General features: G+C 34.7%; 23 protein-coding genes, 1 pseudogene and 2 riboswitches. Of the genes and pseudogenes, 18 read left to right on the plus strand and 6 right to left on the minus strand.

Features of this window, described 5'->3' with window-relative positions:
• Positions 1-20: 20 nt before the first annotated feature.
• From gcvPB to gcvT, 4 genes are read right to left on the minus strand one after another with little or no spacing between them, the layout of a single operon-like run.
• A complete protein-coding gene (gcvPB, locus tag EB239_RS03635) occupies positions 21-1,475 on the minus strand; it encodes an aminomethyl-transferring glycine dehydrogenase subunit GcvPB (RefSeq protein ID WP_003870810.1) in 1,455 nt (484 codons plus the stop codon).
• On the minus strand, positions 1,472-2,815 hold the full coding sequence (gcvPA, locus tag EB239_RS03640; protein WP_003870811.1) for an aminomethyl-transferring glycine dehydrogenase subunit GcvPA: 1,344 nt from the start codon (positions 2,813-2,815) through the stop codon (positions 1,472-1,474). The genes gcvPB and gcvPA overlap by 4 nt, the downstream gene beginning before the upstream one ends.
• 4 nt (positions 2,816-2,819) lie before the next feature.
• Positions 2,820-3,200, minus strand: coding sequence for a glycine cleavage system protein GcvH (gcvH, locus tag EB239_RS03645; protein ID WP_003870812.1), 381 nt, complete (start codon positions 3,198-3,200; stop codon positions 2,820-2,822).
• A 12-nt stretch (positions 3,201-3,212) separates the two neighbouring features.
• The gene (gcvT, locus tag EB239_RS03650) at positions 3,213-4,319 is read right to left on the minus strand and encodes a glycine cleavage system aminomethyltransferase GcvT (protein ID WP_003870813.1); all 1,107 of its coding nucleotides are present in this window, start codon (positions 4,317-4,319) and stop codon (positions 3,213-3,215) included.
• A gap of 74 nt (positions 4,320-4,393) precedes the next feature.
• A riboswitch (glycine riboswitch) is annotated at positions 4,394-4,464 on the minus strand.
• Between the two features lie 2 nt (positions 4,465-4,466).
• A riboswitch (glycine riboswitch) is annotated at positions 4,467-4,572 on the minus strand.
• Positions 4,573-4,665: 93 nt separating this feature from the next.
• Between gcvT and EB239_RS03655 the strand changes: the two genes are divergently transcribed.
• The 6 genes from EB239_RS03655 to EB239_RS03685 all read left to right on the plus strand — a co-directional run bounded on the left by EB239_RS03655 (position 4,666) and on the right by EB239_RS03685 (position 13,491).
• On the plus strand, positions 4,666-5,646 hold the full coding sequence (locus EB239_RS03655) for a lipoate--protein ligase (protein WP_003870814.1): 981 nt from the start codon (positions 4,666-4,668) through the stop codon (positions 5,644-5,646).
• 190 nt (positions 5,647-5,836) lie between these two features.
• Positions 5,837-7,492 carry a dihydrolipoyl dehydrogenase gene (lpdA, locus tag EB239_RS03660; RefSeq protein WP_003870815.1) on the plus strand — a complete coding sequence of 552 codons (1,656 nt, stop codon included), beginning with the start codon at positions 5,837-5,839 and terminating at the stop codon, positions 7,490-7,492.
• An 88-nt stretch (positions 7,493-7,580) separates the two neighbouring features.
• Positions 7,581-8,024, plus strand: coding sequence for an OsmC family protein (locus EB239_RS03665; protein WP_003870816.1), 444 nt, complete (start codon positions 7,581-7,583; stop codon positions 8,022-8,024).
• 466 nt (positions 8,025-8,490) lie between these two features.
• Positions 8,491-9,903, plus strand: a complete 1,413-nt coding sequence (ltrA, locus tag EB239_RS03675) for a group II intron reverse transcriptase/maturase (protein WP_129545087.1) — start codon at positions 8,491-8,493, stop codon at positions 9,901-9,903.
• A gap of 142 nt (positions 9,904-10,045) precedes the next feature.
• Positions 10,046-11,212, plus strand: coding sequence for a pyridoxal phosphate-dependent aminotransferase (locus EB239_RS03680; RefSeq protein ID WP_003871457.1), 1,167 nt, complete (start codon positions 10,046-10,048; stop codon positions 11,210-11,212).
• A gap of 134 nt (positions 11,213-11,346) precedes the next feature.
• The gene (locus EB239_RS03685) at positions 11,347-13,491 is read left to right on the plus strand and encodes a BglG family transcription antiterminator (protein ID WP_003871456.1); all 2,145 of its coding nucleotides are present in this window, start codon (positions 11,347-11,349) and stop codon (positions 13,489-13,491) included.
• A gap of 177 nt (positions 13,492-13,668) precedes the next feature.
• Here EB239_RS03685 and EB239_RS03690 read toward each other — a convergent pair whose 3' ends face one another.
• The gene (locus EB239_RS03690) at positions 13,669-15,087 is read right to left on the minus strand and encodes a transposase (RefSeq protein ID WP_003871455.1); all 1,419 of its coding nucleotides are present in this window, start codon (positions 15,085-15,087) and stop codon (positions 13,669-13,671) included.
• A 157-nt stretch (positions 15,088-15,244) separates the two neighbouring features.
• Between EB239_RS03690 and EB239_RS03695 the strand changes: the two genes are divergently transcribed.
• From EB239_RS03695 to EB239_RS03730, 8 genes and pseudogenes are all read left to right on the plus strand, one after another.
• On the plus strand, positions 15,245-15,835 hold the full coding sequence (locus EB239_RS03695) for a D-sedoheptulose-7-phosphate isomerase (protein ID WP_003871552.1): 591 nt from the start codon (positions 15,245-15,247) through the stop codon (positions 15,833-15,835).
• Positions 15,832-16,107 carry a PTS sugar transporter subunit IIB gene (locus tag EB239_RS03700; protein ID WP_003871553.1) on the plus strand — a complete coding sequence of 92 codons (276 nt, stop codon included), beginning with the start codon at positions 15,832-15,834 and terminating at the stop codon, positions 16,105-16,107. The genes EB239_RS03695 and EB239_RS03700 overlap by 4 nt, the downstream gene beginning before the upstream one ends.
• Positions 16,108-16,119: 12 nt before the next feature.
• Positions 16,120-17,466, plus strand: coding sequence for a PTS ascorbate transporter subunit IIC (locus EB239_RS03705; protein ID WP_003871554.1), 1,347 nt, complete (start codon positions 16,120-16,122; stop codon positions 17,464-17,466).
• A 96-nt stretch (positions 17,467-17,562) separates the two neighbouring features.
• Positions 17,563-18,387: a transketolase gene (locus tag EB239_RS03710; protein ID WP_129545088.1), complete on the plus strand. Its 825-nt coding sequence runs from the start codon at positions 17,563-17,565 to the stop codon at positions 18,385-18,387.
• On the plus strand, positions 18,388-19,320 hold the full coding sequence (locus tag EB239_RS03715; RefSeq protein WP_003871425.1) for a transketolase family protein: 933 nt from the start codon (positions 18,388-18,390) through the stop codon (positions 19,318-19,320).
• Positions 19,321-19,375: 55 nt separating this feature from the next.
• Positions 19,376-20,206, plus strand: a complete 831-nt coding sequence (locus EB239_RS03720) for a class II fructose-bisphosphate aldolase (protein WP_003871424.1) — start codon at positions 19,376-19,378, stop codon at positions 20,204-20,206.
• A gap of 68 nt (positions 20,207-20,274) precedes the next feature.
• A complete protein-coding gene (locus EB239_RS03725) occupies positions 20,275-21,129 on the plus strand; it encodes a 6-phosphofructokinase (protein ID WP_318261431.1) in 855 nt (284 codons plus the stop codon).
• A gap of 212 nt (positions 21,130-21,341) precedes the next feature.
• Positions 21,342-21,539 (plus strand): annotated as a pseudogene (locus tag EB239_RS03730) (transposase); the annotation flags it as partial.
• Between the two features lie 113 nt (positions 21,540-21,652).
• Here EB239_RS03730 and EB239_RS03735 read toward each other — a convergent pair.
• Positions 21,653-21,865, minus strand: a complete 213-nt coding sequence (locus tag EB239_RS03735; RefSeq protein ID WP_129545089.1) for a hypothetical protein — start codon at positions 21,863-21,865, stop codon at positions 21,653-21,655.
• On the opposite strand from EB239_RS03735, the gene EB239_RS03740 reads away from it, so the two are divergent.
• From EB239_RS03740 to srlA, 4 genes are all read left to right on the plus strand, one after another.
• Positions 21,834-22,658, plus strand: a complete 825-nt coding sequence (locus EB239_RS03740) for an SDR family oxidoreductase (protein WP_003871422.1) — start codon at positions 21,834-21,836, stop codon at positions 22,656-22,658. The two genes, EB239_RS03735 and EB239_RS03740, sit on opposite strands and share 32 nt — an antisense overlap.
• Positions 22,659-22,792: 134 nt before the next feature.
• On the plus strand, positions 22,793-23,752 hold the full coding sequence (locus tag EB239_RS03745) for a sugar-binding transcriptional regulator (protein ID WP_003871421.1): 960 nt from the start codon (positions 22,793-22,795) through the stop codon (positions 23,750-23,752).
• A gap of 50 nt (positions 23,753-23,802) precedes the next feature.
• Positions 23,803-24,186 (plus strand): transcriptional regulator GutM, encoded by a 384-nt coding sequence (locus tag EB239_RS03750; protein ID WP_003871420.1) that lies wholly within the window; start codon positions 23,803-23,805, stop codon positions 24,184-24,186.
• A gap of 70 nt (positions 24,187-24,256) precedes the next feature.
• The gene (srlA, locus tag EB239_RS03755; protein ID WP_003871419.1) at positions 24,257-24,805 is read left to right on the plus strand and encodes a PTS glucitol/sorbitol transporter subunit IIC; all 549 of its coding nucleotides are present in this window, start codon (positions 24,257-24,259) and stop codon (positions 24,803-24,805) included.
• The last annotated feature ends 22 nt before the right edge of the window (positions 24,806-24,827 follow it).

Raw genomic sequence — 24,827 nt, forward strand, 5'->3', positions numbered from 1 at the left:
GCTTTTTCAATGGTCCCCCTCTATTTGCTCCACTTTAAAACAGGATTTCTTGCAGCCAGTACCTCATCAACCCTTCTTACAGGCGTGTTGTGTGGAGCTTCTTTTAAAAGTTGCGGATTTTCTTTTGCTTCCTCTGCTATTTTAATCATTGCTTCAATGAAAGCGTCTAATGTTTCTTTACTTTCTGTTTCAGTAGGCTCTACCATTATGGCGCTGTCAACAATTAATGGGAAATATATTGTGGGTGGATGGAAACCGTAGTCTATAAGTCTTTTAGCTACATCTAATGTTGTGATATCATTGACTTTTTCTAAAAGACCAGCTAAAACAAATTCATGCATGCATACTTTGTCAATAGCGACTTTGTAGTGATTTTTGAGTTTTTCTTTAAGATAATTAGCATTTAAAACTGCCATTTCGCTGGCTCTCTTAAGTCCTTCAGCTCCCATAGTTAAAATGTAGGAATAAGCCTTTATAAGCACATTGAAGTTGCCATAAAAGCTTCTCACTTTTCCAATAGAAAGCGGCCTATCATAGTTTAAGCTATATATGCCGTCTTTAAATTCTATTACAGGCACTGGCAAAAAGTCGGCAAGCTCTTTTTTGACACCTACAGGTCCAGAACCCGGGCCACCACCGCCATGAGGTGTAGAGAAGGTCTTGTGAAGATTGAGATGTACAACGTCAAATCCCATGTCTCCAGGACGCGTAATTCCCATTATAGCATTTAGATTTGCACCATCGTAGTATAGAAGACCTCCTGCTTCGTGTATTAATCTTGCGATTTCTACTATGTTCTCTTCAAAAAGCCCCAAAGTACTTGGGTTTGTCAGCATAAGTCCTGCTACTTCATCATTTAAAACAGCCTTTAAGGCTTCTAAATCTATAGCCCCTTCTTTGTTGGATTTAATTTCAATTACGTCAAAACCTGCAACTGCTGCACTAGCGGGGTTAGTACCATGAGCAGAGTCTGGCACGATTATTTTTTTACGTTTTTTGTCATTTCTGTGTTCGTGATAGGCCTTAATTATCATGAGTCCCGTCAATTCTCCGTGGGCACCTGCAGCAGGCTGTAATGAAAATTTGTCCATTCCAGTTATTTCAGAGAGCATGTTTTCTAATTCATACATGAGTTTCAAAGCGCCTTGCACAGTTTCTACTGGTTGATAGGGATGTAGAGCTGTAAAACCGATAAAGGATGCCATGTCTTCATTTATTTTAGGATTGTACTTCATAGTACAAGAACCTAATGGATAAAAACCCGTATCGACGCCGTAGTTTTTATTTGATAAAAGGGTGTAATGTCTTATTATGTCTACTTCACTTACTTCGGGAAGCTCTATTTCTTCTTTTCTCATCATTTGTTGCGGAAGTATGTCTTCTAAAGGTTTTTCTTCTATATCCAACTTAGGGAGAGTGTAGGCTTTTCTTCCTTCCTTTGACAATTCAAATATCAATTTATTGTACTCTTTCATTCTATCACCTCCAACAGAGCTTTTAACTCATCAATTTCTTCTTTTGTCCTTTTTTCTGTAAAGGCTAGTAACATTGTATTTTTGTATTTGTCGTAATCTCTGTGGAGGTTGTATCCGCCTAATATGCCCTTTTCTAAAAGTTTTTTATTAATTAAGTCTACATCTACATCAGTCTTTAATGCAAATTCCATAAAGAAGGGCTTGTTAAAAGCAGGTTTATATTTTCCTGATGCGGTAAGCATTGAAAAAGCGTAATGAGCCTTTTGAGTGCACTGATAAGCCACTTCTTTTATACCTTTTTTGCCCATAGTTGCTAGATACACTGCAGCTGTTAAGGCATTTAATGAGTGGTTTGAGCATATATTCGAAGTGGCTTTTTCCCTTCTTATGTGTTGCTCTCTTGCTTGCAAAGTAAGCACAAAAGCACGTCTACCATCTACGTCTTTTGTCTGGCCTACTATTCTTCCTGGCATTTTCCGCACAAGCTTTTGTGTTGTAGCTAAAAAACCAAGATAAGGGCCACCAAAATTTAATCCATTGCCAAGAGACTGACCGTCTCCTACAGCTATATCTGCGCCAATTTCTCCTGGCGATTTAAGTATGCCGAGAGGTATTGGATGTACGTAAGTTATCAACATTGCTTTATTTTCATGGGTTATTTTCTCAATTTCTTGCAGGTCTTCGATGATTCCCATGAAATTAGGATACTGTACAATTACTGCCGCAGTGTTAGTCCCAATTTCCGCTTTTAATTTTTCTAAATCTGTTACTCCTTCATTATCGTCTATTTCAATTACTTGGATATCTCTAAAATGCATATAAGTCTTTAAAACTTTTCGCGTTTCTGGATTTACAGTTTTTGAAACTAATATGGTTTTTCTTTTTGTATTTTCACAAGCCATAATTGCAGCTTCTGCGCAGGCTGTTGCTCCGTCGTACATTGAAGCGTTTGTGACTTCCATTCCTGTAAGGTTTGTAATCATTGTCTGGTACTCAAAGATAGCTTGTAGTGTTCCTTGGCTTATTTCTGGCTGGTAAGGAGTGTAGGCCGTGTAGAATTCAGAACGAGATATTATGTGCTTTACCACAGAAGGAATGTAATGGTCATATACTCCAGCGCCTAAAAAACTTGTCAGCTCTTCAAGGCTTTTATTTTCTTTAGCGTATTTTTTTATGTGAGCTGTAAGCTCTATTTCTGACATGGGCTTACCTAAATTTAAAGGCCTTTTTAAGCGAACTTCTTGAGGTATGTTTTCAAACAGTTCTTCTATAGAATTTTTTCCTATTGTTTTTAGCATTTCTTTTTCGTCATTGGAGGAGGCAGGAAGGTAAGGAAACATGCTCTCACTCCTCATCTAAAAATTTTTTATATTCTTCGGCTGTCATCAAATTATCAAGCTGTGACTTGTCTTTGAGTTCTACTAATGCCATCCAACTGCCATAGGGGTCATTGTTTACTAAAGAGGGGTCGTCAACGATAGCATTGTTTACTTCAAGTACTTTTCCATCTACAGGTGTGTAAACATCAGATGCAGCTTTTACAGATTCTACGACTCCAAGTACATCGCCAGCCGAGAGTTCTGCACCTACTTCTGGAAGCTCAATGTACACTATGTTTCCTAAGGAATGCTGTGCATAGTCAGTTATTCCTATGTATGCTTTATCTCCTTCTACTTTGACCCATTCGTGGTCTTTTGAGTAATACAAGCCTTCTAAAACTTCCATACCAAAAACCTCCTATTTTTTATAATTTTTCTTGTAAAAGTTTTTGCTTATGATTAAAGCCTTAAGTGGCTTATTTCTTATCACAATTTCAATTTGATTTCCTAATTGGGCATATTTTGAATCAATCAATGCAAGACCTATATTTTTCTTTAGTGTAGGAGAGAAATACCCTGTTGTTACATAGCCGATTTTTTGATTGTGAGCACGCACTTCATAACCATGTCTTGGAATTCCATTGTCTATCATTTCAAATCCCACGATTTTACGCTTAAGCCCTTCTTCTTTTTGCTTTAGTAGAGCATCTTTTCCGATAAAATTGCCCTTGTCAAATTTGACGAAAAACTCAAAACCTGCTTCTAAAGGAGTTATTTCTTCTGAAAGTTCATTTCCGTATAGAGGTAAACCTGCTTCAAATCTCAAAGTATCTCTTGCCCCTAATCCTGCCGGTTTAAGTCCATATTCTTTTCCAACTTCCACTATTTTTTCCCACAATTCTACTGCGTATTTATTAGGCATGTAAATTTCAAAGCCATCTTCACCCGTATATCCTGTTCTTGATACCAGGCATTCGATTCCAGCTATTTTTACATTGTCTTTAAAGCAGAAAAATTTGATTTGCGAAAGATCAGTATCTGTAAGTTTTTGAAGTATTTCTTCTGCTTTTGGACCTTGTATTGCAAGCTCTGAAATTTCATCTGAAATGTTATTTATCTCTACCTCATATACTCCTTTGTTATCCTTCATCCATTTGTAATCCTTTTCTATATTAGCCGCATTTACAACCAAGTAGAAGTGTTCATCAGAATATTTGTAGACTAATAAGTCATCTACAACGCCGCCATTGTAATTGCACATAAAAGTATAAAGGACTTGATTGCCTTTTAGTTTTGACAAATCATTTGTTATGAGATTTTGCAAAAACTTAAAAGCTTCTCTTCCTTTTACAGTTATTTCTCCCATGTGAGAAACATCAAAGAGTCCTGCAGCATTTCTCACTGCTTCGTGTTCAGAGATTATACTTTCAAACTGAACAGGGAGAGCCCATCCTGCAAAGTCAATGATTTTTCCATTATATTTTTTGTAAAGTTCAAAAAGAGGTGTTTTTTTGAGGTTATCCAAACATACCACACCCTTTCATAAAATTTAAAAGAGGAGTTATGATGAGCACAACAAGAGAATATGCCATCACAACTCCTCTGTTTTTTGACCTGAGAGCTTCTACTTATGTATTGCTCCTTCGGTGCTCTTGCGAGCTTTCCAGAGGTCTATCCGATAGCGATACTTTTGCCTGAGAGCTTCTATAAAGGCTTGGCGGGCCTTTATATTTCCCCTTCGGCTATCTTTTTACAAAGATATCTCTCGCTATCTTCATCTAGAACAGTATTAAATTTTTTTAAAATATGCTATACTTTTATTATATTATATTCCCCGTAATAGTCAATAATCAAAACGAGGAGAGGTGGATATGTTATATATTTACAATAAGAACACAAATCCCTATTTTAATTTAGCTGCTGAAGAGTACGTTTTAAAAGAATTCCAAGAAGAATGTTTCATGTTATGGAGAAATGAACCTAGCATTATAGTAGGCAAAAATCAAAACACATTAGCGGAAATAAATTTGGATTATGTGCGACAACATAAAATTCCAGTTGTCAGAAGATTATCGGGTGGAGGAGCGGTTTTTCACGACCTCGGCAATTTAAATTTTACTTTTATAGTAAATGAGGATGTCAGCAGTTTCAGTGATTTTAAAAGATTTACACAGCCAATTATAGATGTGCTTAGAAAACTTTCTGTTAATGCTGAGTTTTCAGGGAGAAATGACATAACAATTGACGGCAAAAAAATTTCAGGAAATGCGCAGTATTATTACAAAAATAGAATATTACACCATGGAACACTTTTGTTTTCTTCCAGCATTACAGATTTGTCAGCAGCACTGAAAGTGCGACCTGTAAAATTTGAAGATAAAGGTGTAAAATCTGTGTCTAAAAGAGTTACAAACATAAGTGAGCATCTAAAAGAGCCTATTACAATAGAACAGTTTATAGACCTCATTATGAATCACATTAGAGAACAAACCGGTGGAAGTGAAATGTATGAATTTACGCAGGAAGACATAAAAAAAATAGAGAAATTGGTTAAAGAAAAGTATAGCACATGGGAATGGAATTTTGGAACATCGCCAGATTACAGTTTTAAAAATGAGAAAAAATTTACTGGTGGCACTGTAGAAGTAAATTTAAATGTAGAAAAGGGAATAATAAAAGATATAAAAATTTATGGAGACTTTTTTGGAAAATACGATGTTTCAGAGGTAGAAAACCTTTTAAAAGGAGTAAAGCATTCAGAAGAAGAGATAAGAAAAGTGCTTTCAAATATTGACATGAATGATTATTTTGCCAACATAACTGTTGACAATTTAATAGAAGTGATGTTCTGAGAGGTTAAAAATATTTTTAGGTTGTTGAACTTTTAACGGAAAAGTGGTAAAATATATACAAACGAAATTGTTAAATAATTATCGTTTTTATTTTATCAAATTCAACCCCCTCCCACCAGGGTACAGTTTGCCAAATGAGATATTGTTAGTGGTCAAAATTACTAAGAAAGACGGAAGTGGAGGTATATTGATGGATATAGAAATAAAGATGCCTGCTTTGTCAGATACCATGAAAAGCGGGCGAATTACAAAATGGTATGTTGAAGAAGGGCAATATGTAGAAAAAGGGGCTTGTTTGTGTGATGTAGCAGTAAATAAAATGAGCTTTGAAGTGTACAGTGATTATGAAGGCATTATTTCAAAAATTGTTTGTCCTGCTGGAACTACAGTCGAGCCTGGGAATATTATTGCAATTATTACACAGTCTGAAGAAGTCAAGCCTTCCGAGACGCAAAAAGAAATTAAGTATGAATACAAAGAATATGATTTAGCTGTCATAGGGGCAGGTCCTGGAGGATATGTTGCTGCTATTAAAGCTGCTAAAAAAGGTGCAAAAGTAGCTTTATTTGAAAAGGATAAATTAGGTGGTACCTGTCTAAATAGAGGATGTATACCAACAAAAGCTTATGCAAGAATTGCCGAAGTGTATGACATTTTAAAACGAGCTGGAGAATTTGGATTTGATGTAAAAGTAAACTCTTTTGATTATACTCAAGTTGTAAAGAGAAAAGATGGTATTGTAGGAGAGCTTGTTGAAGGCATTAATGCTTTGCTGAAGGCTAATGGAGTGGACTTGTTTTACGCTGAAGCAAAAGTTGACAAGGAAAAGAATGTACTATTTGGAGAAAACAAAATTAAAGCGAAAAACATTATTATTGCAACTGGGTCATCACCTGCTGAACTTCCTATTGAAGGCATTAATTCTAAAAATGTCATGAATAGCGATACTATTCTTGAAATGACCTCTTTACCTCAAAGTTTATGCATTATAGGTGGCGGAGTAATAGGCATGGAATTCGCCTTTATAATGAATCAATTTGGAGTAAAAGTTTCTGTTGTTGAAATGATGCCAGACATTCTTCCTACACTTGATAAAGAGATAAGTTCTTTTATTAGGGCCGTGGCTCAAAGAAGAGGGATTAAAATATATACTTCTTCAACGGTTGAGAGAATAGATGAAGAAGAAAACGGCGGAAGCATAGTATCTGTTAAAAATGGTGAAAATATAAAACACATATACGCAGACAAGGTATTTGTGTCTATAGGGAGGAAGTTAAATACGGATATTGGTCCAATTGTAGAACTATTAGAATTTGAAGGAAAAGCTATTAAAGTTGATGAACACATGAGGACAAATTTAGAAGGGGTTTATGCTATAGGTGATGTCACAGGCAAAATGATGTTGGCTCATGTTGCTTCAGCACAAGGGGAAGTAGCAGTAGATAATATTTTTGGAGAACAAAGTATATTAGATTATGCGAAAATACCTGCAGCAGTATTTACAGAGCCAGAGATTGGATATTTTGGCTATACTGAAGAGGAAGCGAGAAAGAAATTTAACGATATAAAAGTGGGAAGATTTAATTTTGAACACAATGGAAGAGCCAAGACGTATGGAGAAACAGAGGGCTTTGCAAAGGTAATTTCAAATGAAAAAGGAGAAGTAGTCGGTACATGGGTGGTAGGTAGTGGAGCTTCTGAACTTATACACATACTTTCAACTGCTTGTCAGGCGGGAGCAAAAGTAGAAGACCTGAAAAAAGCAGTTTATGCTCACCCAACTAAAAGTGAAACTATTATGGAAGCTGTTAAGGACATCGTTGGTGAGTCTGTACACAAAGTGTAATTTTAACGTCATTTATCTATATGCTTTCGAAGCTCTTATAGAGCTTTCGAAATACATAAAATTTGAAAAATAAAAGGAGGAGTTTAAAATGGCAATTGAAACCTTTAAAGCGGTTTCAAGAAAATTACCAGAAGGTTTAGCAGTTGAAAGCGAGGTAAGAGGCTTTAAAATAATCTTAGATGAGCCTAAAGAATTAGGCGGTACGAATAAAGGAATGAATCCTGTAGAGGCTTTGCTTTGCGCTTTAGGTTCTTGCCAGACGATTGTTGCAGCTGCTTTTGCAAAGGCAAAAGGTATAGACCTACAAGGCTTTTGGGTTGAATTAGAAGGGGATCTTGATGTAGACGGATTCATGGGAAAAGCTGGTGTAAGGCCAGGTTTTCAAGAGATAAGATTTAAAATGCACATAAAGACAGATGCACCGAAAGAAAAAGTAGAAGAGTTTGCAAAGTTTATAGAAAAGACTTGCCCAGTAGGAGATTCTTTAGCAAATCCAGTAAAATTAGTTTTGTCAGATGTGGTCGTTGAATAATAATCAAAAGCACTCCACCTTTTTGCGGTGGAGTGCTTTTGATTATGTGCGCCCGGCATGGGCGATAGCTAGGCGGTGAAAGTCCGCTGTGGGCTTGGTAGTGGGAACCACTAGCCAAGAGCAAGGGTGTCCATCGTGAGGTGGAATCTGAAGGAAGCTTAAGGCAAAATCTCGGTCTGATGAACAAGAACCAGATAAGAGGCTGAATTGGGGTGGATGAGTTTGCGTAACAAAACGAAGTCCAACACTACCCGAATCCCATACAGTAAATCTGGCAGATATATGAGATGAAAGTTATCGTTCTTACCCGGGGAGGTCTCAAGGATAAGTCATGGAAGTAAAATCTGAAGTGACAACCCATGCAGTGATGTATGGCTGAACCTTGAGAAGTCAGCAGAGGTCATAGTACTTATCTAGACATGAATAGATAAGGAAGGACCGAACGTTAGGAGGTTTTGGAAATCTTATGGACTCGAAAGATATGCAGAGACTGCAGACAACTCAACAAAGAGGCTATCCGTTGAATAGAGAAATGGAATTTCAAAAGACAACGGAAGTGCATAGTATATCATCGGCGTCGGAAGATGGAAGAAACGAAGTACAAAGATATACCAGCAAGATGCTTGAAATGATAGTAGAACGAAGGAACATGGAAGCAGCATACAAGCGCGTTGTTGCAAATAAAGGAAGCCATGGAGTCGATGGGATGGAAGTAGATGAACTTCTACCGTATCTCAAAGAAAACTGGGCAACCATAAAACAACAACTGCTGGAGGGGAAATACAAACCACAACCAGTGCGAAGAGTAGAAATTCCCAAACCAGATGGAGGAGTAAGACTACTAGGAATACCTACAGTACTAGACAGACTAATACAACAAGCAATAGCCCAAATACTAAATAAAGTCTACAACCATACATTTTCAGATAGCAGTTATGGATTCAGACCAGGACGCAGTGCAAAAGACGCAATAAAAGCCGCAGAAGCATACATAAATGAAGGATACACGTGGGTTGTAGATATGGACTTAGAAAAGTTCTTTGACAGAGTAAACCACGACATAATAATGTCCAAACTAGAAAAGCGGATAGGAGATAAAAGGGTACTAAAGTTAATACGAAGATACCTAGAATCAGGAGTAATGATAAACGGAATCAAAGTATCAACAGAAGAAGGGACACCCCAAGGAGGGCCATTAAGTCCCCTATTAGCAAACATAATGTTGGACGAACTAGACAAAGAACTTGAGAAACGAGGGCATAAATTCTGCCGATATGCAGATGACTGCAACATATATGTAAAAAGCAGGTCTGCAGGAAACAGAGTAATGAAGAGCATAAAGAAGTTCATAGAAAGCAAATTAAAACTAAAAGTCAACGAAGCAAAAAGTGCTGTAGATAGACCATGGAGAAGAAAATTTCTTGGATTTTCATTCTATACAAAAGAAAACGAAGTAAGAATAAGAATCCATGAAAAATCCATCAAAAGGTTTAAGGAAAAAGTAAGAGAAATAACCAATCGGAACAAGGGAATAAGCATGGAAAACAGAATAAAAAGACTAAATCAAATAACAACAGGATGGGTCAACTATTTTGGATTAGCAGACGCGAAAAGCATAATGAAAACCCTTGACGAATGGATAAGGCGAAGACTAAGGGCATGTATATGGAAACAATGGAAGAAGATAAAAACGAAGCATGATAACTTAGTAAAACTAGGAGTAGAAGAACAAAAAGCCTGGGAATACGCCAATACAAGGAAAGGCTACTGGAGAATATCCAATAGCCCAATCCTAAATAAGACTCTTACAAATAAATACTTTGAAAGCATAGGTTATAAGAGTTTATCCCAAAGATATCTAATTGTACACAATTCCTAATGAACCGCCGTATACCGAACGGTACGTACGGTGGTGTGAGAGGACGCTGAATAAAATAATTATTCAGCTCCTACTCGATAGAGGATTTTTAAGATTTTTGTAGAACTATAATAATAAAACTATTGTTTTAGGGGGATTAGAGATGAACTTTGAAGACAGAGTGGCAAAAAGAGCAAAGTCCATAGAAATATCTACCATAAGATATTTCTTTAACATGGCTAGAGAGGTACCGGGAGCAATATCCCTTGCTATCGGAGAGCCAGATTTTGTAACGCCTCAGCACATAAGGGAAGCAGCGAAAAAAGCCCTCGATGAAGGTAAAACAGGATATACTGTAAATCCAGGGCTTATTGAACTAAGGCAGGAAATTTCAAATTATCTCAAAAGAAGGTATAACCTTTCTTACAATTCGGAAACTGAAATTTTAGTCACAATTGGTGCTACAGAAGCAATATACGTCGCTTTAAATACTTTGGTAGAGGAAGGAGACGAAGTATTAATTCCAGAGCCTTCATTTGTGGCATACCATCCTTGTACAATACTCGCAGGTGCCAAATCTGTTTTTGTGCCAACATATGAAGAAGATGACTTTGTACTAAGGGCAGATGTTTTAGAAAAATACATTACAGACAAATCAAAAGTATTAATTTTACCATATCCTAACAATCCAACTGGGGCAGTAATGCCAAAAGAGGCGATGGAAAAGATAGCTGAAGTGGTCAAAAAGTATGACCTCATTGTAGTTACTGATGAAATTTATTCTGAGCTAGTATACAGTGGTTTTGAACATGTAAGTTTTGCATCTTTGCCAGACATGTGGGAAAGGACGGTTACTATAAACGGTTTTTCTAAATCCTATGCGATGACAGGTTGGCGTCTCGGATATATAGCGGCACCAGAATATTTTATAAAACATATGACAAAAATACACCAATACGGCGTAACAGCAGCAGCAACGATGTGTCAGTATGCGGGCATAGAGGCTATAAAAAATGGGGACGGAGATATTTTAATGATGAGAGAAGAGTACGACAAAAGAAGAAAGTATTTGCTTCAAAGTGTGAGAGAAATGGGACTCGATTGTTTTGAGCCAAAGGGTGCTTTTTACATATTCCCTTCAATAAAAAAGACAGGCCTTACCTCAATGGAATTTGCTAAGAGACTCCTTTACGAAGCAAAAGTTGCAGTTGTACCGGGAAATGCTTTTGGAGAAAATGGTGAAGGGCATGTTCGCATGGCTTATGCAACATCTATGGAAAACTTAGAAGAAGCAGTGAAAAGAATGAAAGAATTTATGTCAAAATTTTAAAAATAAACTGCGGAAGGCGAATAACTTACCTTCCGCAGTTTATTTTTTTGTTATTTTATTTAGTTTACTTTTGCCACATTTACATTGAAAAATGTTAAGCTTTTCATTATAGTGTAAATAGAATATAATTTAAAATGAAAGAGGTGATAATTATCACACTCAATGAAAGATGTACTCAAATTCTTATTAAACTTATTAATTCTAATGCGCCTATTAAAATTTCTGACCTTGCAAAAATATTCAATGTAAGCAGTAGAACTATAAGATATGACCTTGATACAATTGATGAGTTTTTAAAGTACAATAATTTGCCACAATTGATGCGCAAACCGAATGTAGGTGTGAAATTTTCTGAACTATTGGAACACAGAAATAAAGTTTTATCTCTTCTTGATAATCTTAATATTTATTATTACAACTTATCACAAAAAGAAAGAGTAAATATCATATTAAGTGAACTTATACAGCAAAAAGACTACATCACTATCAATAGCATTGCAGATAAATTGATGGTGTCAAGAAGTACCATTATAAAAGATTTAAAAGATGTAAGAGAGTGGCTTACACGTCATGGACTTCAGTTAAAGTCTGCACCGAAATATGGAATCAAAGTTGTGGGGGATGAAAAACAATTAAGACGAGCCGCTATAGAACTTTTAACAGAGGTAATTGATATTGATAAGGCATTGGATATTGTAAAATCTCCGATTTATACTCGTTCTAGTGTAGGAATTGATAAACAAATTACCAAGCTGTTTGAGGATATAGACATACCTTATATCGAAGAATGTATACAAATAGCAGAAAGAGAACTGGAAACTGTTTTTTCTGATGCTGCATTTTCTGGCCTTGTAATTCACATAGCAATAGCAATTAAAAGGATACAACTTGGGAAAGACATAATTATGCCAAAAGAAGAATTAAAAGCTTTAGAAATTACAAAAGAGTTTGCTGTAGCATCAAATATTGCAAAAATGCTGGAGGACCATTTTAAGGTTTCTATTCCACATGATGAAATTGGATATATTACAGTTCATCTTCTAGGAAGCAATGTAACAAAAACGCGACCTTATGCTAATGAAAATTGGGTTGGGTATCAGTTATTAACAGAAAAAATTATTAGAAATGTCAGCAGCAAAATAAATCAAGATTTGTCAGGAGATAGACAGCTTTTTGAAGGGCTTTTGGACCATTTGAGACCGACAGTATACCGGTTAAGGCACGGCCTTAAATTAAAAAATCCTATTTTGGATGAGATTAAAGCGAATTATAAAGAATTGTTTGAAATAGTCAAAGAAAGTTTAAAACCTTTAGAAGATTATACAGGCAAAGTGTTAAATGACGAAGAAATAGGTTATTTTACAATACATTTTGGTGCTGCGATTGAAAGACTAAAAGCTACTAAAGCACCTAAGCCTAATATCCTCGTTGTATGTGGTACAGGAATAGGTACGGCGAAACTTCTTTCTTCGAGATTACAATTAGTTTTTGATGTAAATATAGTAGATACTGTTGCATACCATCAGGTAAAAGATATATTAAAAGAAAAAAATGTAGATTTAATAGTGTCTACTGTTCCAATCCAATATGAAGGGATTAAAACTATTGAAGTAAATCCTCTTCTTACAGAAAAAGACATAGAATTATTAAAAAATCTTGTTATTAAACCTAAAGTACAACATACAGTTATTGACGATTTAATAAAAATAATAGAAAAGCATTGTGTCATAAACAATCGTGAAAAATTGATGGAAGATTTATCAAAATTTTTAAATATAGCATCATATGAAAATGCGAGAGGAGTTGTGCAACCAGTGTTAAAAGACCTTTTGACTGAGGATACTATAAAACTGAATGTTGAAGCAAAAGATTGGGAAGAAGCAGTGAGGATAGGAGGTGAGTTATTAGAGAAAAGCGGAGCAATTGAGCCAAGATATATTGATGCAATGATAAACACTGTAAAAGAGATAGGCCCTTATATTGTCATTGCACCAGGAATAGCAATGCCTCACGCAAGGCCAGAAGCAGGGGCAAAAAAAATAGGCATGAGCTTAATTACACTAAAAAATTCTGTTAACTTTGGAAACAAAGAAAACGATCCAGTAAAAATTGTAGTTTCTCTTTGTGCAATTGACCATTCTTCACACCTTAAAGCATTATCCGAACTGGTAGAACTTTTGGGGGATGAGAAATTTGTGTCTTTATTAGCAACAGCCGAAAGAAAGGAGGAGGTTTTGGAATATATTAGTAAATATATAGGTGATTGCAAAATGAGATAAATATTAGAGTAAAAAAGTTACATTACAAGGAACAAAATAAAGAAATTACATTTTAAAGGCACGCTCAAGAGGGGAAAAGAGAAATGGAAGAAAGATACAAATTCAAAAAAGACAATACCTAACACACCTTTTTAATGTAAAAAGGTGACAAACGAATCAAACCATAAGAACAAGTTATCAAGCCAAAAGTTTTTTCAAAGATAAAGGATGTTCAAAAGTACCAAGTTTTGCAGTAATAATTAAACCAATATGTTGAGTGATAGCCCCAAGAAAAACATCAGCTTTGATTGACCTGGTATTTATGAGTTTAAAGCTATCAACAGCGATAGAACTTTTTAAAAGAGAAATAGATTTTTCAATAATAGGGCGTTTTTCATAAAGTTTGGACCACTTTTTAGAGTTACGAGGGACAACAGTGTTTTTTCTAAAATCAATATCAAGGGTAGTATAGAATATTCTGCCGCATTTAGAAGAGGTACAGGGGTTATCACATTGAAGGATATAAGTAGTTTTACCGTTTAGTCTAACTTTTTTGGACATAGGGCAAAGCCATTTAATTCTGGTAGTTCTACCTTTTTCCCGGACGATGCCATCATAGGACATTTTAAGAGAAGGGTCACGGGGGCAGGTAGGGATACCATCAGAGTTAAAAGTAGGCTGAGGTAAGTTTTTAGAATTTCGAGGGTTAATAGGGATAATAGGGATTATGCCATGCTCTGAGAACAAGTATTTGTAATTATCAAAAGAATCAAACCCAGCGTCACCTAAGAAGTATCTATAAGAGAAATTAGGATGTAAATTAAAGAATTCCTTAAGAGAAGGGATTAAAGTTTTAGAATCGTACAAATCTTTAGACTCGGCAGCAGATTTAGCAGTATTGACATTTAAAGAATCATCGTCATAGAAACTAATATGCTGAATAATGCCTAAGCCATTAGTGAGGATGGTAGCTTTGATAGAGTAACAATAATGGCCATTAATATAAGAGAATTTAGCATCAGGATTAGAGTGAGCGAACTTAGGCATTTTAGAACAAGCATAAGAGTGGGCATCAAAATCAGGATTAGATTTAGAGAACTTTTTAATATTTCTATAAAGGGAATCAAAGAACTTAGGATTATTTTCTCTGACATAAGGTTGAAAGCCAGTAGTATCAGCGATGAGGATATTAGAAAGTGAAGGATTAATAGCCTGACAAATAGGCTCAGTTAAATTAACAAGATTATTGAAGAAATTCTCCAAATCTTTGAGGAAAATGGATTTAAATCTAGAGAATTGAGAAGGATGAGGGACTCTTTTAAAGCCACAAAGCTCTCTTAATTCTTTAGAGAGCTTAAGAACATGGACAAGGAGTTGAACAGTAGGGATAGAGAGAATTTTTTGGATAATCAAAGAAGTGAGCATAGATTCAAGAGAAAAATCCCTATGACGCCCGAAGTGAGAATAATAATGGGCGTAAAAAGAAGGTGGAATAAGTTCAGATAAATCAATAAAGGAATCAAAGAGTTTAATAAACTTGGGTTTATCTTCTTCAAAGAAGGATTGAACATCATCGTAAATATCGGAGAGAGAAAGTTGTTTAGCTTTGATTTTCATAGGATTTCCTCCATTTCTTTTTGGGATTTGGTTCTCTATATAAATTCGACGAAAGTGGAGGAATTCCTTTGAAAATATATAGCAGAATCCCTTAATCCATAAGGATTTTGGGATTCTGCAAAGACCTATAGTAAATATAAAAAAGGAGGAGAGGAAATTGCTTGATGCAAGAGAGGCTATAAAAAAGAGAATAAGAGTTTTAAATTATGTTGACAATGAAATGATAGCCAAGATTCATTTAATTAGCTCAGAAATAGTAGAATGTATTAAAAATGGTAATAAAGTTTTAACATGTGGCAATGGTGGAAGTGCAGCTAATGCCCAACATATTACAGGAGATATAGTTGGTAGATTTAAGAGAGAGAGGAGAGGGTTTGCAGGGGTAGCTTTAACTGTAGATACAAGTACTTTAACAGCGATAGGAAATGATTACGATTATAGTGTAGTTTTTGAAAGGCAGCTGGAAGGAATAGGTAAAAAAGGAGATATACTTATCGCGCTTAGTTCAAGTGGTAATTCTCTAAATGTTATAAAAGCAGTCGAGAAAGCAAAAAGAATGGGTATTAAGACAATAGGCTTTTTGGGAAATAATGGAGGCAAATTAGGTGAACTAGTAGATATAAGTATTACGATACCTGATAAAGAGTCTGATCTCTGTGAAGAATTTGCAATGGCTCTTAGCCATATAATAATGGAAGAAGCTGAGGCAAAATTGTGTGAGCTAATTGATAAAGGAGTGATGGTATGAATATTGTAACGGTTTGTGGCATGGGATTTGGCACTAGTTTAATTCTCAAGATGGCTGTTGATGAAATTTTAAAAAAAAATGGAATTGCTGCTAATGTAGAGGCGTGTGACCTTGGTTCCGTAAAAGGGAAAGTAGCGGATTTAGTTGTTTCAACTTCCGAATTAGAATCCGAGTTAAAAAATTTGAATTTTAATATAGTATTTGTAAAAAATGCAATAGACAAAAAAGATATTGAAGAAAAAGTGTTAGAAGCAATAAAAAAATTAAAATAAAGGAGGATAAGTATGGAATTTATAGTCAGTTTATTTAGTCAACCAGCAATAATGGTTGGCATAATGGCCCTAATAGGTTTAATTGCTTTGAAAAAATCTGTGCAAGAAATTATTAATGGTACTTTAAAAACAATAATTGGTTTTATTATTTTACAGATTGGCGCTGGAGCAATTGTTGATTCACTTAATGTATTAGGTCCATTGTTCCAAAATGCTTTCCATTTACAAGGAGTTATTCCAACGAACGAAGCGGTAATTGGACTAGCACAAAAAATGTTTGGAACAGAAATGGCTTTAATGATGGCATTTGGATTTTTAGTAAACCTAATTATAGCAAGACTTACACCTCTTAAGTATGTATTTTTAACAGGGCACCATATATTATTTATGTCAGGTCTTTTGGCTGCAGTATTGAGTACAGCTGGTTTTAGAGGAACTGAATTAGTTATAGTTGGTTCATTAATTTTAGGTTCTACAATGGTGCTTACACCAGCAATTGTGCAACCATATTATAGAAAAGTTACAGGAAATGATAGTGTTGCAATGGGTCATTATAATGCTTTGACATATTTTATTTCCGCATATATTAGTGGTTTGGTTGGAGACAAAAAACGGTCAACAGAAGATATTAAGGTACCACAAGGATTAAGCTTTTTCAAAGATAATACTATATCAACAGCAATAATTATGATGATAATTTTCTTAGTAACGCTATACTCCGCAGATAGAAAACTAGTTTTAGAAGCATCGGGAAATCAAAACATTTTTATATTTGCTATTATTCAAGCATTAACATTTACAGCAGGTTTTGTAGTTGTTCTCCAAGGTGTTAGAATGATGCTTGCCGAAATTGTGCCTGCTTTTAAAGGTATTGCAGAAAAGATAGTTCCAGATGCCATACCTGCTCTTGACTGTCCTGTAATTTTCCCATTTGCTCCTAATGCAGTAATTGTTGGTTTCTTATCATCTCTTGTAGGTGGAATAGTAATGTTCCTTATATTACCCCATATAGGATTACCAGTTATTATTCCTGGTTTGATACCGTTGTTTTTTGTAGGTGCAGCTGCCGGCGTATTGTCTAATGCAACAGGAGGTTTAAGGGGAACAATTATAGGAGGTTTTGTCAATGGCTTAATCTTGACTTTCCTTCCTGCAATTTTATTACCAGTTATGGGTCAACTTGGATTTGCAAACACGACTTTTGGTGATGCCGATTTTGCAGTAACTGGAATTATTGTAGGATATGCGGCAAAGCTTTTTTCTAAGACGGGTGTGTATGTTTTGATTGGAATATTGATATTACTGTTTATTATAATTTCTCTTGTTGCTAAACCTCAAAAAATAGCAAATGCAAAGTAAATTAATCTAATTTTTACAAAATTGGCCAAGGAAATGTTCCTTGGTCAATTTTCAATAAATTTTTAAAATTAAAGTGGAAGGGAAGATATTTTTAACATGAATAAAAAAGAAAATTTAAAAAGAATAGCAAAGGAAATACGATTAGCTATAATTAATATGATTTCAGAAGCGGCTCATGGACATCCTGGAGGTTCGCTCTCTTGTGTAGATATTTTAACAACACTCTATTTTGACAAAATGAATGTAAAACCAGACAATCCTAAATGGGAAGACAGAGATAGAATTGTACTGTCAAAAGGTCATGCGGCACCTGCACTTTATGCTACTCTTGCTAAAAAAGGTTATTTTTCAGAAAAGATTTTATCTACTTTAGATAAGCTCGGTTCAATACTTCAAGGGCATCCCGATATGAAATCCACACCGGGACTTGATATGACCACAGGGTCATTAGGGCAAGGGCTTTCCGCTGCAAATGGAATGGCATTAGCAGGTAAATTAGATAAAAAGGGCTATAGAGTCTATGTAATATTAGGAGATGGAGAATTACAAGAAGGGCAAATATGGGAAGCAGCTATGACAGCAGCCCATTACAAACTCGACAACTTGACTGCAATACTTGACTTTAACGGCTTACAAATAGATGGCCCAAACAGAGAAGTAAAAAACATAGAACCAGTAAATGAAAAATTCAAAGCTTTTGGATGGCACGTAATAGAAATAGACGGCCACGACTTTGACCAAATAGACAAAGCCATAGAAGAAGCAAAAGCTACAAAAGGAAAACCTACATTGATAATAGCTCATACAATAAAAGGGAAAGGCGTATCCTTTATGGAAAATCAAGTAGGATGGCATGGCAGTGCGCCTAATGAAGAACAAAGACAAAAAGCTATACAAGAACTTGAAGGGAGTGGAGTATAAATGGCTATGGCGACAAGAGAAGCCTATGGGAAAGCCTTAGTAGAATTAGGCGCAAAAAACAAAGATGTAGTGGTATTAGACGCTGACCTATCAAAATCCACAAAGACGGCAGATTTTCAAAAAGTATATCCAGATAGATTTTTTAACATGGGAATATCAGAGCAAGATATGATGGTAACAGCAGCAGGACTCGCTACCTGTGGGAAAATTCCTTTTGCCAGCACTTTTGCCATATTTGCAACAGGAAGAGCTTATGAGCAAGTGAGAAACTCCATAGGTTATCCACACTTAAACGTAAAAATAGCAGCTACCCATGCTGGCATAACAGTAGGAGAAGACGGGGCGACACACCAATCAATAGAGGATATATCCCTTATGAGAGGAATACCTGGGATGGTGGTAATAAACCCAGCCGATGCAGAAGAGACGAGACAAGCCATATTTGCGGCGGCAGAGCACTATGGACCAGTATACATAAGGTTGGGGAGGATGGCAGTACCAGATATACACGATCAAAACTACAAATTTGAATTAGGAAAAGGTGAAGTAATAAGAGAAGGGAAAGACGTAGCGATAATAGCGACAGGGATAATGGTAGCCATAGCGATTGAAGCAGCAGATAAACTAAAAGAAGAGGGAATAGAAGCGACAGTGGTGAACATCCACACCATAAAGCCGATAGACAAAGATTTAATAGTAGAAGTAGCTAAAAAGACGGGCAAAGTTATAACAGCAGAAGAGCACAACATAATAGGAGGACTTGGGTCTGCTGTGGCAGAAGTTCTTTCAGAAGAATACCCAGTAAAGATAAAGAGAATAGGTATAAAAGACCAATTTGGCCAATCAGGTTCACCTAAAGAGCTTTTAAAGTATTATGGATTGACAGCGGAGGGTATTGTTAAAAACTCCAAAGCTATTCTTAAAATATCTTAACGAATAAATTTAGGAAGTAGAAATTAGAAAAATTGCGAAAAAGGGGGCCCATAATTTGAATGATTTACTTATAGCGGCGAGAAAGAATAAGTATGCTATTGGAGGTTTTAATTTTAATTTTTATGATGATGCATTAGGCATAGTTTTAGGAGCATATGAATTGAGTTCTCCTGTATTTTTGATGGCTAGTGAGGGAACAGTTAAATTTTTAGGAGTTAAAAAAATAGTTAATTATGTAAAACAGCTAAAAGAAGATTTTAATATTCCTATTGTTTTACATCTTGATCACGGTAAAAATATAGAAATAATAAAAGAGTGTATAAACGATGGATTTGATTCTATAATGTACGATGGCTCACTGCTTGATTTTGAAAATAATATTAAAAATACCAGAATGATAGCTGAATTATGCCATGACAGAGGAATACCATTAGAAGGTGAATTAGGCAGAATATCAGGAATAGAAGAAAATGTTGAAAATATTGATGATGTATTAACCGATCCGGATAGTGTAGTGGAATTCATAGAAAGGAGTAAAGTAGACTCTTTGGCAATAGCTATTGGGAATGCACATGGATTATATAAAGACAAACCTAAGTTAGATTTTGAAAGACTCTCAAAAATTAATGATATTTCATCAGTGCCTTTAGTTTTACATGGAGGCACAGGTATACCTTTAGAAGATATAAAAAAAGCTATAAAATTAGGTATAAGTAAAGTAAATATTGGAACTGAAATAAAGATAACATATTTTAAAACTATAAAAAGATATATTGGAACTATTAATAAAAATGATGTAAGACATTTAATTTCTACTATTCAGAATGATATCAAAGAACTTGTAAAACAATATATTGAGATATTTGGTAGTTTTAATAGGATATGATTATCGATATCTCCGAGGTGAATTTCATGAAGATAGGTGTAGTAACAAGTGGAGGGGATTGCCCCGGAATGAATGCGTTTATATTGGAATTAGCAAAATTATGTAGCAAAACGGATTGTGATTTGATTGGATATATTGGAGGGTATAAAGGGGTAGAGGAAAATAATTTTATCGATCTTAATTTTAATAGTATAAGTGGTATGTCATTAGGGAAAAGAGGAGGAAGTATATTATTCACAGGTCGATATGAAAATTTAAAAGATGACAAAAAAATGATTTATTTAAAGCAAAATTTGAACAAGAGTGGAGTAGATTGGCTGGTGGTATTAGGCGGAGATGGCTCTTTAAGAGCTGCTAAAAAATTGTCTGATTTAGGAATAAAGGTAGTTGGAGTCCCAGCCACGATAGATAATGATGTCAAAGGTACAGATTATACACTAGGTTTTGATACCGCTATTAATAAAACACTGGAGGTTATAAATGATATTGAAGATACTGCTACTGCTATGCCTGGCAAAATATACATAGTGGAAACATTAGGAGGCGATTCTGGAAATATAGCAAAGGCTGCATTTGATCAAGGTGCAGCAGATATAGCATTGATACCTGAAATGCCAATTAGTGATGAAGAACTTGTTAATATGGTAAAGGAAAAATTTAGTAATGGCAATAAATACATAATAATAACAATCTGTGAAGGACTAAAAAGAACAATGCATTATAGCGAATTGTTACAACAAGCTTTAAACAGAAAAGTACATGTAACAATCATAGGACATAAACAAAGAGGAGGAAGTCCCACTGCATATGATAGATATATGGCAAAACAATTTGCAAAGCAAGCCTTTGATTTAATTAAAAAAAATGATTATGGGAAAATGGTTTGCTATACATTGGGTAAAATTGGGAATTGCAATTTATAATTATTTCCAATAGTTTCTTTTTCGTTCTTTTGTACTATATTTTAGGTTATATACTAATATATTGAGGGCAGGTAGAAGTGACCTTGTTTGAAGTATAGAGCACTTATTTTGAATGTCTATTATATATATATTGTTTAGATGCTAAAATTTAGGCATACAGAATAAGTGCATTAAATACATATTTTATCATTTACAAAAACATACTAACAATAGAAATACAAACACATGTGACCTACAGATGGTTTTGAGGATATGGATTAAACGAAGAAATACCCCACTTTTCTACCTTTGGGAAAAACTATGAAAGAAAATTCAAAAACACAGATATATTCGAAAAAATATTTACGAGGATACTAGAAGAAGCAATAAAACACAAATTCATAATTTGCATGTTTTTATCCAATATTCATCAGATTATATACAATTATATCCAAATATAAAGCAAACCCCACTTTTTACATGTATAAAAAGTGGGGTTTGTCTTCAATCTGAATCACTTTATATACAAAGTGTAAAGTGATATTCAGTTTGTTGACAAAATTAATTTTAAGCCCCACTTTCGGAACGTAGAAAGTGGGGATATTGCTTTTGGTGTTCCTACTTTTCCCTCAACTTCTTCTAATACTTCTTCAGACATTACGCTGTCGTGGACATTTGCTGCTGTTATTTTTACTCCTAATACAAATCCATTTTTATCGCAGGCTGTGGGAGAATCGTGGTTAAATCTAGAAAACAAAGTTGCGATAATAACAGGAGGTGCTTCTGGTATAGGTAAAGAAATAGCAATTAAGTTAGCAGAACAAGGAGCATCAGTAGTTATAGCTGATATAAATTCTGATGGTGAGAAAGTCATAAATCAATTAAGTGGGGGAAGAAAAAGACATCTATTTTTACAAACAGATGTTGCCAAAAAAGATAGTGTTAGGAAGATGGTAGAGAATGTTATTAAGATATTTAGAAAAATTGATATATTGGTTAATAATGCTGGTATAAATATTCCAAGACTTTTAGTAGATCCTAAAGATCCAAACGGAAAATATGAGTTAAACGAGCAAGATTTTGACTTAATGGTAGCAGTAAATCAAAAGGGCACTTTTTTCTGCACTCAGGAAGTAGCGCGAGAAATGATAAAAAATGGATACGGTGTCATAATTAATATGAGCTCGGAAGCAGGTCTTGAAGGTTCAGAAGGTCAGAGTTGCTATGCAGGAACAAAAGGTGCTATTTATGCTTTTACAAGGTCATGGGCAAAGGAATTGGGCAAATATGGAATAAGAGTTGTAGGAGTTGCTCCAGGAATTATTGAAGATACAGGATTAAGAACTTTAGAATATGAAAAGGCTCTTGCTTATACGAGAGGTATCACTGTAGAAAAATTAAGAGAAAATTATGAAAATAAATCAATACCTCTAGGAAGAGCTGGTAGAGTTAGTGAAATAGCAGATTTGGTTTGTTTTTTGGCTTCAGAAAGAGCAAGTTATATTCATGGAGTTACTTACAACATTTCAGGTGGAAAATCTCGTGGTTAAGTTGCTCAACATATAATTTTCTACTCTCATCACCCCTCATGTTTTGCGTTTTATAAATCAAATATTACACTATTGCACATTTGTGTCAAAAAGTTTATACTACTAAAGTAGAATAAAAAATGAGGGGTGATGCTATGAGTAAGTGGGAAGAAACAAGGCTTCTTGCTAAAATTGCTCAGATGTATTATATTGAAAACTTAACTCAAAGTGAGATATCCAAAAAATTAGGTATTTATCGGACAACTATAAGTAGACTTTTGAAAAAGGCAAGAGAAAAGGGAATAGTAGAAATCGTGATCAAAAGTGATTTTGGTGAGTGCTTAGAATTGGAAAAATTATTAGAAAGTAAATTTTCTTTAAAAGAAGCAGTTGTTATACCATCTACAGATGAGCAAAACGAAATAATATTAAAACAAATGCTTGGTAAAGCCGGAGCAGAATATTTAAAGAGAATTGTTAAAGATGGTGACGTAATTGGGTTTGCATGGGGTACTACCATGGCTGCAGTTGCAAATGCATTGTCGGACTGTAATAGTATATCTGCTAATATTATTCCCCTTGTAGGTGGACCAGGAAACATAGAAAGTGAATACCATGTTAATACAATAGTATCAAAAGTTGCGTCTGCCTTTAAGGCTAAAGGACATTATCTCTATGCTCCGGCTATTACTGCAGAAAAAGAAACGAAAAAAGCTATTATGAATGATAATAATTTAAGATCAATACTAGAATTATGGAATAAAGTTAATATTGCAGTGGTAGGAATAGGCGCACCTATTAAGTCTTCTAATCTAATATGGTCAGGTTATTTTGGAAATGAAGATATTGAATTTTTGAAAAAGGTAAATGCAGTTGGTGATATATGTTCTAGATTTTACGACATAAATGGTAATATTATAAATTCGGATTTAAATGATAGAACAATAGCGATAGATTTAGAAAAACTGCGAAATATTGAATATTCAATAGGAGTTGCTGAATCTCTTGAAAAGGTTCCCTCAATATTAGGAGCGTTAAATGGTAGATTTATAAATGTGCTTATTACTACAGAAAGAACTGCAAAATTATTAATTGAATTAAATAACAATATGTAAAAAATGCATTATTAAATAATTTTAGAAACAATTTTTAAAAGAGGGATTTTATGGTTTGGCATATAGTTATATTGCTGGGAGCTGCATGGTTTATACAGAGTATTTTAGGATATTTGCAAATAAAACATTTTAATAAGCATTTTAAAAAAATGAGAGAATTAGGAAGAGTTGCAATAGGGAAGAACAAAGGCAAAATAAGAGCTGGGGTAGTTGTTCTAATTGCGGTCGACGGAAATGGTAACATTATTCGAGTTGAAAAAATGAAGGGTGTTTCGGTCTTTGCCAGAATGAAACCTGTGAAAGGATTAGAAGACAAAAATATTCTCAGTATAGATAATAACACACTAAAAAATTTTGACAAATTGACAGCTAAAGCTATAGAGAATGCAATAGAAAATTTTAAAAAATTTTCTGGTGAAGGAGGTGAGGAATAGAAGAAATGTTTTAAATAGTTTATAAGTAGTTATGCAAAATTAAATAAAAGAACAAAAAGGAGGTAATTTTATGGAAGTATTGACACATGCGGCGGAAGTTTTTATAGGTTTATTTCAAGAAGGTGGGAAAACATTTGTAAATATGCTTTCTGGGATAGTTCCCACATTAATAATGCTCCTTGTTGCGATGAATGCATTAATAAAATTTGTTGGTCCTGAAAAGGTTGAAAAATTAGCAAAAGCTAGTTCAAGAAATGTATTTACAAGATATCTTATACTACCTGTGGTTGGAACATTCTTTTTCTGCAATCCCATGACATTATCATTAGGTAAATTTTTACCAGAAAAATACAAACCTAGCTATTATGCAGCAGCATCCTTTTCATGTCATACCATGAATGGACTGTTTCCGCATGTAAATCCAGCTGAACTCTTTGTGTTTTTAGGTATAGCGAATGGTATTACTCAACTAGGTTTGCCAACAAGTGACTTGGCTTTAAGATATTTTTTGGTAGGAGTTGTAACGAATTTCTTTAGAGGTTGGATAACAGATTTCACAACTTCTTGGGTTGAAAAGCAACAAAATGTTAAATTAAAGACGGTAATTTCTCTTAAATAATCTTGAGCGATAAAAAATAAGT

It is taken from the genome of Thermoanaerobacter ethanolicus JW 200 (assembly GCF_003722315.1).
Classification (GTDB): Bacteria; Bacillota; Thermoanaerobacteria; order Thermoanaerobacterales; family Thermoanaerobacteraceae; genus Thermoanaerobacter; species Thermoanaerobacter ethanolicus.

What these genes read in the sequence shown, in the direction of transcription:
- gcvPB (WP_003870810.1), bottom strand. Translation starts at nt 1,475, where the DNA reads ATGAAAGAGTACAATAAATTGATATTTGAATTGTCAAAGGAAGGAAGA.
- EB239_RS03690 (WP_003871455.1), bottom strand. Translation starts at nt 15,087, where the DNA reads ATGAAAATCAAAGCTAAACAACTTTCTCTCTCCGATATTTACGATGAT.
- lpdA (WP_003870815.1), top strand. Translation starts at nt 5,837, where the DNA reads ATGGATATAGAAATAAAGATGCCTGCTTTGTCAGATACCATGAAAAGC.
- EB239_RS03715 (WP_003871425.1), top strand. Translation starts at nt 18,388, where the DNA reads ATGGCTATGGCGACAAGAGAAGCCTATGGGAAAGCCTTAGTAGAATTA.
- EB239_RS03705 (WP_003871554.1), top strand. Translation starts at nt 16,120, where the DNA reads ATGGAATTTATAGTCAGTTTATTTAGTCAACCAGCAATAATGGTTGGC.
- EB239_RS03685 (WP_003871456.1), top strand. Translation starts at nt 11,347, where the DNA reads ATGAAAGAGGTGATAATTATCACACTCAATGAAAGATGTACTCAAATT.
- EB239_RS03725 (WP_318261431.1), top strand. Translation starts at nt 20,275, where the DNA reads ATGAATGCGTTTATATTGGAATTAGCAAAATTATGTAGCAAAACGGAT.
- EB239_RS03750 (WP_003871420.1), top strand. Translation starts at nt 23,803, where the DNA reads ATGGTTTGGCATATAGTTATATTGCTGGGAGCTGCATGGTTTATACAG.
- ltrA (WP_129545087.1), top strand. Translation starts at nt 8,491, where the DNA reads ATGGACTCGAAAGATATGCAGAGACTGCAGACAACTCAACAAAGAGGC.
- EB239_RS03665 (WP_003870816.1), top strand. Translation starts at nt 7,581, where the DNA reads ATGGCAATTGAAACCTTTAAAGCGGTTTCAAGAAAATTACCAGAAGGT.
- EB239_RS03655 (WP_003870814.1), top strand. Translation starts at nt 4,666, where the DNA reads ATGTTATATATTTACAATAAGAACACAAATCCCTATTTTAATTTAGCT.
- EB239_RS03710 (WP_129545088.1), top strand. Translation starts at nt 17,563, where the DNA reads ATGAATAAAAAAGAAAATTTAAAAAGAATAGCAAAGGAAATACGATTA.
- EB239_RS03700 (WP_003871553.1), top strand. Translation starts at nt 15,832, where the DNA reads ATGAATATTGTAACGGTTTGTGGCATGGGATTTGGCACTAGTTTAATT.
- EB239_RS03680 (WP_003871457.1), top strand. Translation starts at nt 10,046, where the DNA reads ATGAACTTTGAAGACAGAGTGGCAAAAAGAGCAAAGTCCATAGAAATA.
- gcvPA (WP_003870811.1), bottom strand. Translation starts at nt 2,815, where the DNA reads ATGTTTCCTTACCTTCCTGCCTCCTCCAATGACGAAAAAGAAATGCTA.
- gcvH (WP_003870812.1), bottom strand. Translation starts at nt 3,200, where the DNA reads ATGGAAGTTTTAGAAGGCTTGTATTACTCAAAAGACCACGAATGGGTC.
- srlA (WP_003871419.1), top strand. Translation starts at nt 24,257, where the DNA reads ATGGAAGTATTGACACATGCGGCGGAAGTTTTTATAGGTTTATTTCAA.
- EB239_RS03745 (WP_003871421.1), top strand. Translation starts at nt 22,793, where the DNA reads ATGAGTAAGTGGGAAGAAACAAGGCTTCTTGCTAAAATTGCTCAGATG.